Genomic DNA, 15059 nt, shown 5'->3' on the forward strand with positions numbered 1-15059 from the left:
CGGTCTTCCGGCCGGAGTGATTGCGGGATGAGCGAGTTCATACCGGGGGAGTTGCTCCCGGCCGACGATTCGGTGACGATTAACGAGGGTCGGCCGACGGTAACGGTCACGGTCGAGAACACCGGCGACCGTCCTGTACAAGTCGGTTCCCACTTCCACTTCTTCGAGGTCAATCCGGGCCTCGCGTTCGACCGCGAGACCGCCTACGGGATGCGACTTGACATCCCCGCAGGGACGGCCATCAGGTTCGAACCGGGCCGTGAGCGCGACGTCGACCTCGTCGATATCGGCGGCGACCGGATTATCCGCGGGATGGCCGGGCTGGTTGACGGCGACCTCGACGATGAGGACGTGACGGCGAGGGCCCTCGAGCGCGCTCGAGAACGGGGATACATCGCGGAGGGTGACGAATGAGCCGCGAGTTGCCCCGCGAGGAATACACCGATCTGTTCGGGCCGACCGAAGGCGACCGGCTCCGGCTAGGCGATACGAACCTGCTGGCCAAGATCGAGACCGATCACACTGTGCCCGGCGAGGAGGCGGTCTTCGGCGGCGGGAAGACGATGCGAGACGGGATGGGAATGCAACCGGGAATGACCCAGGCCGAGGGGGCACTCGACTGGGCGTTTACGAACGTCGTGATCATCGATCCCGTTCTGGGCGTCCAGAAGGGCGACATCGGTGTCCGAAACGGGGAGATCGTCGGCGTCGGCAAAGCGGGTAACCCAGACACGATGGACGGCGTCGACATGGTCATCGGCCCGAGCACGGACACCATTCCCGCCGACGGGCTGATCGCGACGCCCGGCGCACTCGACATTCACGTTCACTTCAACAGCCCGCAACTCGTCGAACACGCACTGGCCTCCGGCGTGACGACCATGCTCGGCGGCGGCTTCGGCGGCGGTGCGACGACCTGTACGCCCGGCCCGCAGAACGTCAAACGGTTCCTGCAGGCCGCGGAGGACTGGCCGGTCAACGTCGGCTTCTACGGCAAGGGCAACAGCAGCGAGCCCGAGGCGTTGCGCGAACAGATCGAGGCCGGCGTCTGCGGTCTCAAACTCCACGAGGACTGGGGTTCGACCCCCGCCGCGATCGACACCTGTCTCGAGGTGGCCGACGACGAGGACGTGCAGGTTTGTATTCACACGGACACGTTGAACGAGTCGGGCTTCGTCGAGCACACCTTCGACGCGATCGACGGCCGCGCGATCCACACGTTCCACATCGAGGGTGCCGGCGGGGGCCACGCCCCGGACGTGCTCGAGTTGATCGGCCACGAGCACATGCTGCCGTCGTCGACCAATCCGTCGATGCCCTACACTGAGAACACGTTCGACGAGCACTTGGACATGGTGATGGTCTGTCACCACCTCAATCCCGATGTCCCCGAAGACGTGGCCTTCGCGGAGTCACGCATCCGCGCAGAGACCATCGGCGCGGAAGACGTCCTCCACGACACCGGCGCGATCTCGATGATGACGACGGACTCGCAGGCGATGGGCCGAATGGCCGAACTCGTCTGCCGGACGTGGCAGACCGCCCACAAGATGAAAGACCAGCGCGGCCCGCTCGAGGCCGACGAGGGGACCGACGCCGACAACGCTCGCATCGCCCGCTACGTCGCCAAGTACACGATCAATCCCGCGATCACCGCGGGGATCGACGACTACGTGGGCTCGCTCGAGCCGGGCAAACTCGCGGACATCACACTGTGGGAACCCGGCTTTTTCGGGATCAAGCCGAAGGCGGTGGTCAAGGGGGGTTTCCCCGTCTGGTCCCAGATGGGCGAGGCCAACGGCTCGTTGATGACCTGTGAGCCGGTCGTCGGTCGCGAACGCGCCGGGGCACAGGGGCGGGCGAAACACGGTCTCTCCGTGACGTTCGTCAGTGAGGCGGCCGCCGAGAACGAGGTTGGCGACGCCTACGACCTCGAAACGCCGGTGCGGCCGGTCGAGGGAACGCGGTCGGTCCGCAAGTCCGATATGCTTCACAACGACCATTGCCCGGACGATATCGAAATCAACGCCCAGACGTTCGAGGTCGAAGTCGACGGCGAACACGTCACCTGCGACCCCGCGGACGACGTTCCGCTCGCACAGCGGTACCTGCTTTGAATCCATGACTTACGGTAAGACACGGACACCGACGATGATCGCGGTAGGATCGACGAGACGAACGACCGCCTCGAGTTCACCTACGGAGGGAGGTCGATGAACCTCTCGCCGAAGGAGATGGAGCGGCTCACGGTTTTCATGGCCGCGGAACTCGCCCGCCGACGCAAGGACCGCGGCGTGAAGTTAAATCACCCCGAGACGGTCGCGTACATCTCCGACTGGGCTTGCGAGGCCGCCCGCGAGGGGAAATCTGTCTCGCAGATCCGCTCGGAGGCGACCCAGCTCCTCACCCGCGAGGACGTGATGGACGGCGTTCCCGAGCTGGTCGACATGATTCAGGTCGAGCCGGTTTTCCCCGACGGCACCAAGCTCGTCACCGTCCACGATCCGATCCGGGCCGACAGTCACGAACAACTCGAGACGGTCGATCCCGATCCGGACGCGGAACTCAGGACGGACGATGTGACCGCGGGCGGAGGGACACACGAAGTCGACAGCGGTACCGAATCGATGGAGGGCGACTAATGGGGTACCGAGACGTGGCGAAGGTCGGCCTCGGCGGTCCCGTCGGCTCGGGAAAGACGGCGATGGTCCGGCAACTCGTCCCCGAACTCGTCGCGCGTGACTATGAGGTGGGCGTCATCGCCAACGACATCATGACCCAGGAGGACGCCGACGTCTTCCGCGAATCGTTCGCCGACCTGCTGCCTGCGGACCTCGTTGAGGGCGTCGAAACGGGGGCCTGTCCGCACACGGGGATCCGTGAGGATCCCTCGATGAACCTCGCGGCCATCGACGAGTTCACCGAGCGCCACCCCGATTTGGACGTGGTGCTCATCGAGAGCGGCGGCGACAACCTCGCTGCGACGTTCAATCCCGAACTGGCCGACTACTTCCTGTTCGTCATCTCCGTCGCGGAGGGCGAGGACATCCCGCGCAAGCGCGGCCCCGGCGTCACGCAGGCCGATTTGCTCATCGTCAACAAGACCGACCTCGCGCCCCACGTCGACGCTGATCTCTCGGTGATCGAGGACGACGCCGCGACGGTCCGGGGCGACGATCCGTTCGTCTTTACCAACTGCAAGGACGGCGAGGGGATCAGCGCGGTCCTCGAGCACGTCGAACGCGAGGTGTTGTTCGCGTGAGTACGGGTCCCTCGAACGCCACGACTAACTCCGTCCGGCTGCCGCCTGCCTTCGAGGAGTACGCCGATGAATCCCTCGCACAGGCACCTGCCGGTGGCCCGGGCAAAAACGGGCTGCTCGAGGCGACGTTCGCCCGTGAGGGTGACGGTCCGACCCGTCTAATACGGGACCGCGTGGAGGTCCCCTACCACTTGACCGGGACGCTGGAGACCGATCCGGCTCCCGGGCTGGCGACGCTCGTCGCACAGGAGCCAACGGGTGGCGTTGCACAGGGTGACCGTCACCGGATGACGATCGACGCACAGGCCGGCGCTCTCGCCCGCGTGACCACCCAGAGCGCGACGAAGGTCCACAGCATGACCGACAACTACGCTCATCTCGACGCCTCACTCCGGGCCGAGGCGGGAAGCCACCTTGAGTACGTTCCAGGACCGACGATCGTCAACGAGGACGCCCGTTGTCTCCAGACCGTCTCTGTCGACCTTTCCCCCGGATCGGTCGTCGTCGTCGCGGACGTGCTCGTCCCGGACGGTCTGAGCGACCACGAGCCGTTCGCCTTCGATCACTACCACGCGCGGGTCGAAGCCGAATACGACGGACGGCTGGTCTGTGCCGACGCCGTCGATCTGCGACCCGACGAGCGCGAGCCGCGGGATCCAGCCAGCGTCGGCGAGTACGGCGTCGTCGGCTCGCTGTACGTCTTCGCTCCCGAGGAGGAACCCGATTCCTCGAACCCGGCTCTCGAGGCGCTGATCGAGGCCGTCCGCGATCGGCTCGGTAACTGTGAGGACGTTGCGGCCGGCGTCTCGAGGCTCCCGTACGATGCCGGCGCGATCGTCCGGCTCCTCGGTCATCGGCAGGCAGACGTGACCGCGGCGCTTCGCGATGCGTGGGACGAAACGAGACGGCAGACGTTGGAGGTCGGCATCCCAGCCGACCGGCGATACTGATGGATCGCATCGACGGCGTCATCGGCAACGTCCACGCCGACGACGGCCTCGCCGCGTTATTCGAAAGCCACGAAGAGCAAGGCACTCTCGAGCGGGTCGTCCTCGATGCCGAGAACCGCCGTCGGTCGCGGTTCCGGGCGACGACCGACGCGGGGACGGACGTAGGCGTCATCGTCGATAAACCGGCTGTGTCGTCCGGCGACGTACTGGCAGTCGACGACGACCGAATGATCGCCGTCGCGTTCGAGCCCCGCGACGCGATCGCGATTTCGCTGCCCGACGCGACGAGTGAGGCACTCGAGGCCGCGGTCGAACTCGGCCACCGCGTCGGCAACCAACACTGGGATCTCGCCGTCGAAGACGGCACCATCTACGTTCCGCTCGCGGCCGACCGCCACATCGTCGAGCGCGTTGTCGCCGATGTCGTCCCTGGCTCCAAAATCCAGGAGACGACGGTCGAGGCCGACCTGTTCGTGACCGAACTCGGAGACGAGGGGACCGATTCCGACGGTGGCCATCGATCCGTTCCCGACCTCGAGCACGATCATATCCATGAGCGTAGCCACCATGCCGGCGGGCACACGCACGATCACGGCGATGACGGTCACGGCCATCACCACGGAGACGACCATACGCATGACCACTGATCCCGCGTCGTTTCTGACCGCGCTCCGCCTCTCGGATTCGTTTCTCCCCGTTGGAGGATACACGGCTTCGTACGGCCTCGAGCAGTATCTCAACGAGGATCGAATCGAAGACGGTGACGACCTTCAGGAGCTGATCGCGGCGTACCTGCGGCGCGTCGTCGGTCCCTGCGAGACCGTCGCGCTCGCCAACGCACACGCCGCGAGTGCGGACGGCGACTGCGAGCGGCTGCTGGCGGTCGACGAGCGACTTCACGCGGTGATGATGCCCCGCGAATTCCGCGAGAGCTCGACGAAGGCGGGCGCGAAGCTCTGCGAACTGTTGGAATCCGGCTCGAGCCGAGTGCGGTCGGACGTGAGCGGGGAGGACGACCGATCGGACGATGCGACGCTCTCGGCGGCCGACGGGGGCGATGTCACGGCGGCCGTCGCCGAGAAGATCGATCACGACGCCACGCCGGGTCACTATCCCGTCGTCTTCGGCGTCGTCGCGCAAGCGCGGGGCCTCTCGCGACTTGAAGCCTGCCTCGCACACGCGTATTCGTTCGTCACGGGATTGCTCGGGGCGGCACAGCGACTCGGCCGATTCGGCCACACCGAGATTCAATCGCTGCTCGAGACGCTGCGACCGGTGATCGCGACGGTCTGTGAACAACACGTCGACGACGATATCACGGCGATGGCCTCGTTCGCGCCGCTCGCAGAGATCATGGGAATGCGCCACGAGAGCGCCGGTCGGCGGCTGTTCATGAGCTAAATGATCGCGATTGACGGCCGGTATAGCGTTTCCAAACGGTTTTGTCACCGAGAATTCAGAAGATCTCCAACAGGGGATACAGTTAAGCAGTATCGTGTTGAGTACCAGATGTGAGGGTGACGTGACACATGCATCTGGCCGATGACCCTCGTCCTCCGCTTCCCGAATGGATCACCGAGGCATACGCTGTCCTCTCTACTGAGGTGTCGGATTCGAATACCGAGGACAGTGATCAGCAGGTTCCGTCAATCGATCGCGATCGAGCGATCGAGGTTCTCTGTACAACTGACCAACTGGCACTCGAGCCAGCGGATGCGGAGCATGCGATCACACGCCTTCTCGAGCGGGGATATTTCTACGAGGTCGATGCTGAACTCCGCGTCACGCTCCCGTCTGCGGAGTGAGTATACTGCTCGACGGTGCCATTCGGCTGATACTGCTCGTCACTCGGAGACGTCGAACATGTCGCCAACGTACTGGTCTTCCCACTCGCGACGGGCCTCGAGTTCGCGTTGGCCACGCGCTGTGATCGTGTAGTAGTTCGTTCGGCGGTCGAGTTCGCCTTTTTTGACGAGGCCTTTGTCGACGACCTCATCGAGGTTTGGATAGAGCCGCCCGTGGTGAATTTCCTTCTCGTAGTACTTCTCGAGTTCGTCTTTGATCGCGAGCCCGTGTGGCTCGTCCTGACCGGCGATCACGTACAGGAGGTCTCGCTGGAATTTAGTGAGATCGTACATATCCGAACGTACGTATATCGAGTAATGAACCTTCCGAGAACGAGTGAGAGTACGGCCCTCACGAGGCGCCGTGATCGACTTCGATCGATCGCAGCTATGTGTTCGGCTTTACGCACAGGACAGCTAGTTTCAGTACCGATGGGTCCCGAACACAGTAATACGTTCCGCTGTCTCGTAGCGAGTGAGAACCCTTTCGATACTCCTGTAAACTCCCTATATGGGATATGTGAAATGATAGTGGCATAATCACGGTCATAGGTTGAACGGACGTCGTCTCACGGCCCCGCAACCGTCTCGAAGTCAGTGAAAAACACGAACCAGTGCGCGGTCAGTTCCCGGTTCCGAGATAGGCGTAAATGGCGTTTTCCGCCTCGAGTTCGTCCACGAGAGCGATGGCGAAGTCTGCCATCGAAATGTAGCTGTCTCCCTCGTCGTTCGTGACGAGTTCGCGTTCGGCAGTCCGATACTCGCCGGTTCGCTCACCGGGTTCGATGACCGCAGCGGGCGCGAGGTACGTCCACGTCAGGTCCTCGGCCTCGCTGAGAATATCGTATGCATCGATTGCTGCGCGGGCCACCGGCTCCCACTCCTCGGGGAAGTCGTCCGTTTCGATGAGCATCGTCTCCGGGCCGACTTTGAGCCCGCCAGCGCCGCCAGTCCAGACGAGCCTGTCGACAGCCGCGCGGCGCAACCCCGCGATCACGGCGTCCATCATCTCCGTGAGAATCTCAGGTGATTCGTCGTCACTCGGGCCGAGTGTCGACACCACGGCGTCGTGGCCTGTTGCAAGCTTCGCCACGTCATCGGAGTCGGTCGCGTCTCCGGTGACGGCGACGAATTCGTCGTCGTCGAGTCCTTCAACTGTGCCGCTCCGAGAGACACCTGTGACGGCGTGGCCACGGTCGAGGAGTTCAGTAGCAGTTCGTTGTCCGATTCGTCCGCTTGCACCGAGTAGTAGTACGTTCATTTTATTCGTTAAGTTCGCTGATACCTGTCAACCGATACCGAAACGGGCTCTCGTATTGCGGTCACATCATCATACTTGGTTATAGAGCGTGACCTTGATATAGTTCAGCGAACGTTGGTTTGACCAAGTCACATCGATGTCATCGGATGCTGCGCTCGAGACGAAATACGAAGGCTGCCCGGTAATCAAAACTCTCGAAGAGATCGGGTCCCGGTGGCGGATGACCGTCATCCACGTCCTCCGTGAGGGAGAACTCCGCTTTAATGAACTCAAGCGTGCAACGGGTGCGAACTCACAAACGCTGTCCCGCGTGCTCGATGAGTTAGAGGAGAAAGAATACGTCGAACGCCGAGTTGACGAGGGGAGCCCAGTCGCCGTGTATTACTCTCTTACCACGAAAGGTGAAGAACTCCTTTCGGCATTCGATGAAATATACGAGTGGGGCGAGAAGTGGATCACCGATGAAAACTGATACCATGGGCACTCTCTAGCGAAGCCAATTTGTGGGGTAACCGAGCCATGACGGTGCGTTCGGTTGATGCTCGCAGATCGGCTCACCGAGAGCTACGAGGAGGATAGAGATGAACCGTGGAGGTCAAGCAGATGGTAACGCCCGTCAGGGCGTTCGCTGTCTGCCTTCAGCAGATTGGCTGTTCGCTCTGGGAGATAACACGCATTCCTGTTGAATTAGGCGTTAAAATCCCTCATGGGAGCAGACTAAGATCAAGCTTATCGGTTGACAACGGACGCGACCCACCGATGTCCTAGGTGCGAAACTCTCGCACAGCGCTAAAATACGAGCGAGATACTAAACCAACATAATATTATATTCATATGCGGAAGGGGTCGATAAGAACGATGCATTTCTTTTGCTATTCGAATGAATATCTCTATCAGATGATCCCACTCGGAACAGTTGGCTCTCCGAGTCAGTATGCAGATATGTTCACGAGCCACCACGGAAATCCAATACGTAACGCAATCATGATATTCGCAGCCGAAAACCTCATCTATCTCATCCTGCTCGCCCTTCTCTACCTCTGGGTCACTTCTGAAGAGGACCACACGACTTCCGTGTTTCAATCGGGGTTTGCTCTATCTCGACTGGCGACCAAAGATGGGAAGATGAAATCGATAGTCATCTTTGTCACGATTATTGTCAGTCTCACGCTTTCGTATGCGGCGGGGCAACTCTACAGCCATCCTGCACCATACATGGTTGGGTACGAGACGCTGCTAACGGAAGCGCCCGAGAACTCGTTCCCGAGTCAGCACACGACAGTCTCGTTCGCAGTCGTGTGGCCGTTGTTGTCCCTTCAGGATCGGTGGCGAACCGGACTCGTTGCGTTAGTACTTGCCTTGTTGGTCGGTATCAGTCGTGTCTACGTCGGTCTCCACTATCCAATCGATATTATCGGTGCGATCGGCACGTCACTACTTGGGTTCGCACTGGTTTACGCCGGCAGAGGTCTTGTCATGGAATTCGTGGCAGTATGTATCCATATTGAGGATCGTCTTCGGACCGCTCTCTTTTGATCATACTGACGTCATGTCTTGCTCGCTTCCCGAGCGTTCCGTGATTTGCGGCCACCCAGTGGAGCTTCCGTCTGCCTCGCGGGCGACGACTGGATCGAAATTCGGATGGTCTGCCACGGTCAGTAGCGCATTCCAGGCTGGCTTGAGCTAGCCGTGACTGTCGCTGATACTGCCGATAGTCGGCGACGCAGCCGCTTCGGGGAGGCCGTCACGCAGAGGGTGTCAGAGAACACTTCTGATTTGTGAGCCGACGATCGATGAGTGCTGTTGTCACTTCTCCAACGATAAGATTTAGGAGCTAGTATTTCGTCCGCACCGACATGTCCCTCCTCTTTGAAAGCGCGATCGATACCTTCGATCTCGCACCAGCAACTCTCTACTCGCCGGCGGATACCGACTGCCAGCCTATACGAGACGACCCTATCCCGATCGACGGCATCGTCGAGTACGCGAGCTACCACGACCGACTCGAGCATCCCGAGAAGGACGACTGGATCGTGATTCCGCTCCACGAACCCGACAGTGCGGCCCTGTCCGGCGAGTATATCGCGTTCACGGATCACGCGCTTCACGGGGAAATTTTCGTCTACGACAACGGCGATGACTACGATTCGATCGAGCGAGACGCGTTCGTCGAATCGGCGCTTGCCGGACGGATACGGTTCTGGCACTCGGACTACGCTCCCGCCAACCCACCGTCGTACTTCGACTCGCCGATCGACGAACGAGAGTCCCCTCGACATCCGCTCTCGAGTGACGATGCGGATTCGTTCTTCGACGAACTCGAGTCGTTCGTCCGGTCGGAGATGGACGCTCAGCGCGCGGCGAACAGGGAGAAAGCGACTGGCTCGACGCCTGAAGCGCTCCGAGATGGGGGGTTCGGTGCAATTCCGTCACTGTCGTCGCTCGGGCGGCCGAAAGACGGGGTGTATCGGTTCACGATCGACGACAGTAACGACCAACGGCGGGATCAGTACGGGTACGTCCAGAGCGAATTCGGCATCTTCGAGGGGAACGAAGTCCTCGTGCATCCGCCAAGCGAGGACCATGCGCCAGATGCCTTTCCGATTCCGGCGACGGTCGACGCGATCGACGGACGGACCGTCGGTCTCGTCGTCGACTGGAACGAAATCGACGACCGAACGACTGTCGGCGGATTCCTGCGGAAACAGCGACGGGGGTTTGCACTCACGCTCTTGTTGAATCCCGTTCCGTACGACCGAGAACTGAACGCGATTTCGCGCGTCCGCGACCGTGACGATCATCGATCCCTCTTGACGGGAGAAACGGCGGTCACCTTCAGCGACACCGCCGGCGTCAAGAGCAGTCAACACGACGTGGAACTGAATCAAGAACAGGAGTTGGCGGTCTCCTGTGCGCTCCTCGCCGATCACCTGTTTTGCATCCACGGACCGCCGGGAACCGGAAAGACGCGAACGCTCGTCGAAGTTATCAGACGGTCCGTCCAGGCCGGCGATGACGTCCTCGTCTGTGCCGACTCGAATCAGGCGGTCGACAACCTCGTCGCTGGCTCGAGTACGGCCGACGCAGTCGACGACCGGTCGCTCCACGCCTACGCACAACACGGCGCTGACGAGTTTGTGCTTCGGCGAGTGAACGCTGGCAACTCCTCGAACGACGTGGTCAGTGACCGGTATCGCACCTACGACGGTCGCGCCGACGTCGTCGCCGCGACGAACAGCAGCGCGGCCACCTTAGAGCGCGAGTTCGACGTCCTCGTTCTCGACGAGGCGACGCAGGCGACGTGTACCGCCTCCTGTATTCCGCTCTCGAAGGCGGCGAAGGTCGTCCTCGCCGGCGATCACAAGCAGCTTCCGCCGTTCAGCGCGACCGAAGAACCACCGGAGTCAGCGGCCGGACTGTCGCTGTTCGAACATCTCTACGCCGACGGCGGGGTCTACGAGGGCGTCGGCGTTCAGTTGCGGACGCAGTACCGAATGCACCGCGACATCGCCTGGTTCCCCAATCGTCGGTTCTACGACCGGGCGCTTCGACACGGCCGCGACGTGAGAGCGCTCGAGGATCAGCCAGCGCTCGTCGGGTACGACATCGGTGGGAGCGAGACGACGGTCGATCACTCGACGCGCAACGACGCGGAAGTCCGACTCGTCGCACACGCCGTCGAGGAACTTCGTCGGGAGGAAGGGATCGACCCGTCCGATATCGGCGTTATCACGCCCTACGTGGCGCAAGCAACCGCGATCCGATCGAAACTCCGGACGCAACTCGAGAATGGGAGTGTGGTCACGGTCGATACGATCGACTCGTTTCAGGGAAGCGAGAAGGTCGCCGTCGTGATCTCGCTCGTCCGGAGCAACGCCGACGGTGAGATCGGCTTCCTTGGCCGGCCACTCGATGGATCACGGCGGTTGAACGTGGCGATGACCCGTGCCAAGCGCTTCTGTGCGATCATCGGCGACTGGTACACGTTGCGAGGCTCGCAGGAACGCGGTGCTAATAGCAGTGATCTCTACGACGACCTATACTCGTTTCTCGAGAGCACTGGCCGACTGCGACAGGTCGAACCGGAGTTTATCCCCGTTCCAGAGTAACTGTATGTCGGTTCGACCGCTTCGAACGTGGTTCTGGAGGTGCCCTGCTACTCGAGGCTCCTTACGTCGTGTGCCGTTCTCACAAACGCGACGGGGGTGACGGGGAGTGGGCCAGCAGTGTGCTCTGACCGCAGACTCCAAGTAGCAATAGCCGCTACCGCGGTTCGGCGATTCGACGTTGGAGATTGTTGTGAGCGCGCGGCTGTTCCTGCGATTCCGTGCTATGAGTTCGACAGCCGATACTTCTTTGCACCTCTATTGTCGACTCTCCTGCCATGCAGATCGAGTTGCGAGGGGTGGGGTGGAGACGTTCGTGAGCCAGTCGTATGAGCAAGTCACCGGCGCAGACGGCCTGGCGGTCCTGTCTGGCCGGCCTAATCCGATATTCTCGCTTGCTGCCGACCCGTTCTCGCTCGTGCTGGCCGGCGCAGTGCTAGTGATCGTCGGTGCGGCGGTCGTCGTTTGGCTGCGATCGACGGACTCGAGGGAGCGTCCCGAGGATCGCTCGAGCGGAGATGCGGCCGAGGACGAACCGGGGGAGCGATCTACGCACGGCTCGTTCGAGGAAGCCATCGACGAGACGACGCTCGAGCGGCTCACGCCGATCGTCCCCGACGCGGTCGACCGTGTTCGCGACCGCAAGGACGGTGCTCGAGACCATCGTACGGCAGAGGGGGAGCGACTCGAGCACGTCGAGCAGGAACTTCGCCGGGCCCTCACGGACGCACTCGCCGACGGCCGCCTCGACGTGGGACGTTCCACGCCGGGGGGCGATCCCTACGAGATCGTGAATCTGCCGGCTCGGTACCGCGAGGTCTCCCTGCCGCCCTCCGGTCAGACGGTCCATGTCGAGGAGATCGACGCCGCCATCCGGGAGCTGCTCGAGAGCGGTTCGCTTCGGGATGTATCCATGGCCGTTGCAGCGGTCGACGATCATCGCGAGGAGGTCCACCAGCACGTTCGTAGCCACGAAGCGGAGGTCGTCAACCTGCGGAACGAAATCGATGCGACGTTCGAAGACGTCCGCGAACTAACTACCCGACTCGACGGGCCGTTGGCGAACCGTGTCGAGGAGTTCGTCCTCGAGGGGCGACACGACGATATCGACGGCGTCGCCGAGATAGAACGCGACGTCTCGGACGCGATGCACTTGTTACAGCGCTGTTCGTTCGAGGACGCCCGGCGGGACCTCCGACGTGCCCGCGAGGCCGCCGACGAACTACTCGTCACCGTCGACTTCCTCGGTGGGCTGGTCGGGACCGTCGAGCACGGAAACGGGACGGTCGAGATACCACGCGTCATATCGACAGCGCTGGTGAGCGACCTCGCGCCGATCATCGAACGCCAGTACGACGTCAACGCGACGGTCGATGGCACTGCGATCGTCATCGCCGAACGGGACACGTCCGGTGAGGGAGGCGAGCCGACGAGCGTCACGAACGCGGCGACGGTCGCCACCGAGGAGTCGTCAGCATGCGAGTCGACAGGTGAATCGGCGACGAACGATCGAACCCGCGTTGCGACCGGCGATGTCGCCGACGAGGTGCTGTTCGTTCTTCGGGAACTCGACGGCAGCACGGCCGGCGATACCGTCCAGTATCAGACCGAACGGCTCCCCGACGAAATCGCGCGACCGGCCGTTCTCGACGAACTGGCCGCGTTCTGTCGCCGACAGACCGATATCGTCGCCGCCGTCGACCTCCAGGAAGGGGCTCCGCCCGGCTTTCTCGAACTCGAGTTCACCGAACGAACGACACCGAGCAACGGGCTCGAGACGGTCCGAGAGCGGTTCGTCGAGCGCCACGGCGGATGAATCATCGGCAGAACCGGACGGGTTACCGATGATCTACCGCTGTGTTGGATAAATAATAGGTCGAGGGGCCGTGAGAACTACGTTCGAGGGACGACGGGTGTGTTTCCGACGGTAGCTCACACGTAATACTTTAGATAGTTCCGACGTAGGGATAGTATAGTACCGAATGACGAATCTCTGTAAAATCTGTATGGCCCGGGAGGGAGACTGGGATCGAGCGACTCTCGTCGAACACGTCCGTAACGCACACGGAGACGAACCGGAATCGGTCGAGCAGGTGTATCCGGACCTACGCGAGGAGGTCGTCGCGTCGCCGAGCGAACCGAAGTCGACCGACGACGGGACTGGGCCGGACCCGGACGGTCCGTCCGAGACGCTGAGCGACGACTTGATCGATAGCGCTTACGGCAAGAAGTGGTTCCTTATCGGGGTCGGCGGTGCGGGGAACAACATTCTCGATGCGATTTTGCTCCGTCGCGAGACGTTGGCCGAGAACAACGAGCGCCGCGCCCGAATTTGGAAGGGAGGACTCGCCGGGTACGGCCTCCTGAACACGAACGTCAGCGAACTCGAGCAGACCTACTATGCACAGGAGGAGAAAGGCTACAGTCGTAACGATTTACTGCCAAATTGTACCATCGGGTTTGGCCGCCACGATTACGCGGGCGCTGGCTATCGGTGGGACATCGGCAAGGAACTGATGGAAGCCGATTTCGAGGGCGACGCGGACCCGTTCCGGGAACGCTGGGACATGAAACCGGAGCGAATTCAGGACTCTCAGGCGGTGTTGTTCGTCCACAGCGTCACGAAAGGGACCGGTTGCGGTGCCACCCCGGTCCTCGCCGACAGCCTCAGAGAGAACGTTCTCGATGACGACACGGTCGTCCCGAAGCCGCTGTTCAGCAGCGTGGTTATCCCCTCGAAGGGGACCGAGTATTCGGAGTTCGGCGGTCGAGCGAAGGTAAACGGCGTCGTCGGACTCGCACGCACCTCCCAGGCGGTCGACGCGATTATACCGTTCGATAACAACCGCCTCGAAAACGTCCAAGCGGACATCCGGCCGCAGATAGACCGACTGAGTGAGTACAACCCACCGCAGTATACGGGCATCAACCGGCCGCTCGTCGCATTTCTCGAGGCGTTCACCATGTCGTCCGTGCCCCAGTTTCTCGACCGCGACGCGACGATGTCGATCATGGGTGACGTGTTCGACCCGGCCGACAGTTTCCGGCCGGTCGAGGACAAGTATCAGCTGAACCCCGACGTCTCGTTCACGCCGGCGGTGATCCTCGCTCCGGTCTTGGGACGGTCGCGTGCGAACACGATCGATCGATCCAAGCTCGAGATTCTCGTCAGGAACGCCTTGTTCCAGAACAAGCTGGCCGAGTTCGATCCGACGACCGCCTGGGGCGGAACGTTTCTCGTCTACGGGCCGCCCGAGAAGATGGACGCCGTCTCCGATTTCGTTGCCGACGGGGCGTTGACGGAGATTATTTCCGGCGAGGAGTTCCTCGACGCAAACGACGTATCGGGGATCGAAACCGTCGACGTTCACGTTAAACAGCTCGTCACGCCCGACCTCGACGACGTTCACCTCTGGGGGACGCTGTGGAACCCGACGATGTCGTCGCTGTCCGAGATGTACGACCAGGCCCAACGGCTCAAACAGGAGGGGAACAGCGAGCAGGCCGAAAACGTACGCAAAGAGTGGGACGCGGTCGAAGCACTGTTTTCGGCGCTCGGTCGGGAGAACATGGCCTGAGGGGACGAGCAATCTCGTCTCTCGAGACGAAGATAGCGGTTCAGTTCGGCACAGACGA

General features: G+C 61.8%; 15 protein-coding genes. 13 read left to right on the forward strand and 2 right to left on the reverse strand.

Annotated elements, in window-relative coordinates; genetic code table 11:
* Positions 1–27 precede the first annotated feature (27 nt).
* The 8 genes from ACJ70B_RS18120 to ACJ70B_RS18155 all read left to right on the forward strand — a co-directional run bounded on the left by ACJ70B_RS18120 (position 28) and on the right by ACJ70B_RS18155 (position 6017).
* Positions 28–414 (forward strand): urease subunit beta, encoded by a 387-nt coding sequence (locus ACJ70B_RS18120; protein WP_408960427.1) that lies wholly within the window; start codon positions 28–30, stop codon positions 412–414.
* Positions 411–2117: an urease subunit alpha gene (ureC, locus tag ACJ70B_RS18125; RefSeq protein WP_408960428.1), complete on the forward strand. Its 1707-nt coding sequence runs from the start codon at positions 411–413 to the stop codon at positions 2115–2117. The genes ACJ70B_RS18120 and ureC overlap by 4 nt, the downstream gene beginning before the upstream one ends.
* 96 nt (positions 2118–2213) lie before the next feature.
* Positions 2214–2642: an urease subunit gamma gene (locus tag ACJ70B_RS18130; protein ID WP_408960429.1), complete on the forward strand. Its 429-nt coding sequence runs from the start codon at positions 2214–2216 to the stop codon at positions 2640–2642.
* Positions 2642–3262, forward strand: a complete 621-nt coding sequence (gene ureG / locus ACJ70B_RS18135; RefSeq protein ID WP_408960430.1) for an urease accessory protein UreG — start codon at positions 2642–2644, stop codon at positions 3260–3262. The genes ACJ70B_RS18130 and ureG overlap by 1 nt, the downstream gene beginning before the upstream one ends.
* Entirely contained in the window at positions 3259–4212 is a 954-nt protein-coding gene (locus ACJ70B_RS18140) for an urease accessory protein UreD (RefSeq protein ID WP_408960431.1), read from the forward strand. Before ureG ends, ACJ70B_RS18140 begins: the two co-directional genes overlap by 4 nt.
* Entirely contained in the window at positions 4212–4859 is a 648-nt protein-coding gene (gene ureE / locus ACJ70B_RS18145) for an urease accessory protein UreE (protein WP_408960432.1), read from the forward strand. Before ACJ70B_RS18140 ends, ureE begins: the two co-directional genes overlap by 1 nt.
* Positions 4849–5613 carry an urease accessory protein UreF gene (locus ACJ70B_RS18150; RefSeq protein WP_408960433.1) on the forward strand — a complete coding sequence of 255 codons (765 nt, stop codon included), beginning with the start codon at positions 4849–4851 and terminating at the stop codon, positions 5611–5613. Before ureE ends, ACJ70B_RS18150 begins: the two co-directional genes overlap by 11 nt.
* A gap of 128 nt (positions 5614–5741) precedes the next feature.
* Entirely contained in the window at positions 5742–6017 is a 276-nt protein-coding gene (locus ACJ70B_RS18155) for a hypothetical protein (RefSeq protein WP_408960434.1), read from the forward strand.
* Between the two features lie 39 nt (positions 6018–6056).
* Here ACJ70B_RS18155 and ACJ70B_RS18160 read toward each other — a convergent pair whose 3' ends face one another.
* Together ACJ70B_RS18160 and ACJ70B_RS18165 are read right to left on the reverse strand one after the other, a co-directional pair.
* Positions 6057–6350, reverse strand: a complete 294-nt coding sequence (locus ACJ70B_RS18160) for a PadR family transcriptional regulator (protein ID WP_408960435.1) — start codon at positions 6348–6350, stop codon at positions 6057–6059.
* Positions 6351–6678: 328 nt separating this feature from the next.
* The gene (locus ACJ70B_RS18165; protein WP_408960436.1) at positions 6679–7317 is read right to left on the reverse strand and encodes an NAD(P)-dependent oxidoreductase; all 639 of its coding nucleotides are present in this window, start codon (positions 7315–7317) and stop codon (positions 6679–6681) included.
* Between the two features lie 136 nt (positions 7318–7453).
* Between ACJ70B_RS18165 and ACJ70B_RS18170 the strand changes: the two genes are divergently transcribed.
* The 5 genes from ACJ70B_RS18170 (at position 7454) to ACJ70B_RS18190 (ending at position 15001) form a co-directional block, all read left to right on the forward strand.
* Positions 7454–7789: a winged helix-turn-helix transcriptional regulator gene (locus ACJ70B_RS18170; protein ID WP_408960437.1), complete on the forward strand. Its 336-nt coding sequence runs from the start codon at positions 7454–7456 to the stop codon at positions 7787–7789.
* Positions 7790–8214: 425 nt separating this feature from the next.
* Positions 8215–8853 carry a phosphatase PAP2 family protein gene (locus ACJ70B_RS18175; RefSeq protein ID WP_408960438.1) on the forward strand — a complete coding sequence of 213 codons (639 nt, stop codon included), beginning with the start codon at positions 8215–8217 and terminating at the stop codon, positions 8851–8853.
* Between the two features lie 320 nt (positions 8854–9173).
* Positions 9174–11426, forward strand: a complete 2253-nt coding sequence (locus ACJ70B_RS18180) for an AAA domain-containing protein (protein WP_408960439.1) — start codon at positions 9174–9176, stop codon at positions 11424–11426.
* 313 nt (positions 11427–11739) lie between these two features.
* Positions 11740–13239, forward strand: a complete 1500-nt coding sequence (locus tag ACJ70B_RS18185; protein ID WP_408960440.1) for a hypothetical protein — start codon at positions 11740–11742, stop codon at positions 13237–13239.
* 166 nt (positions 13240–13405) lie between these two features.
* Positions 13406–15001 carry a cell division protein FtsZ gene (locus ACJ70B_RS18190; protein WP_408960441.1) on the forward strand — a complete coding sequence of 532 codons (1596 nt, stop codon included), beginning with the start codon at positions 13406–13408 and terminating at the stop codon, positions 14999–15001.
* Positions 15002–15059: the final 58 nt, after the last annotated feature.

Origin of the sequence: Natrinema sp. 74 (assembly GCF_046097095.1) — an archaeon.
Taxonomy (GTDB): domain Archaea; phylum Halobacteriota; class Halobacteria; order Halobacteriales; family Natrialbaceae; genus Natrinema.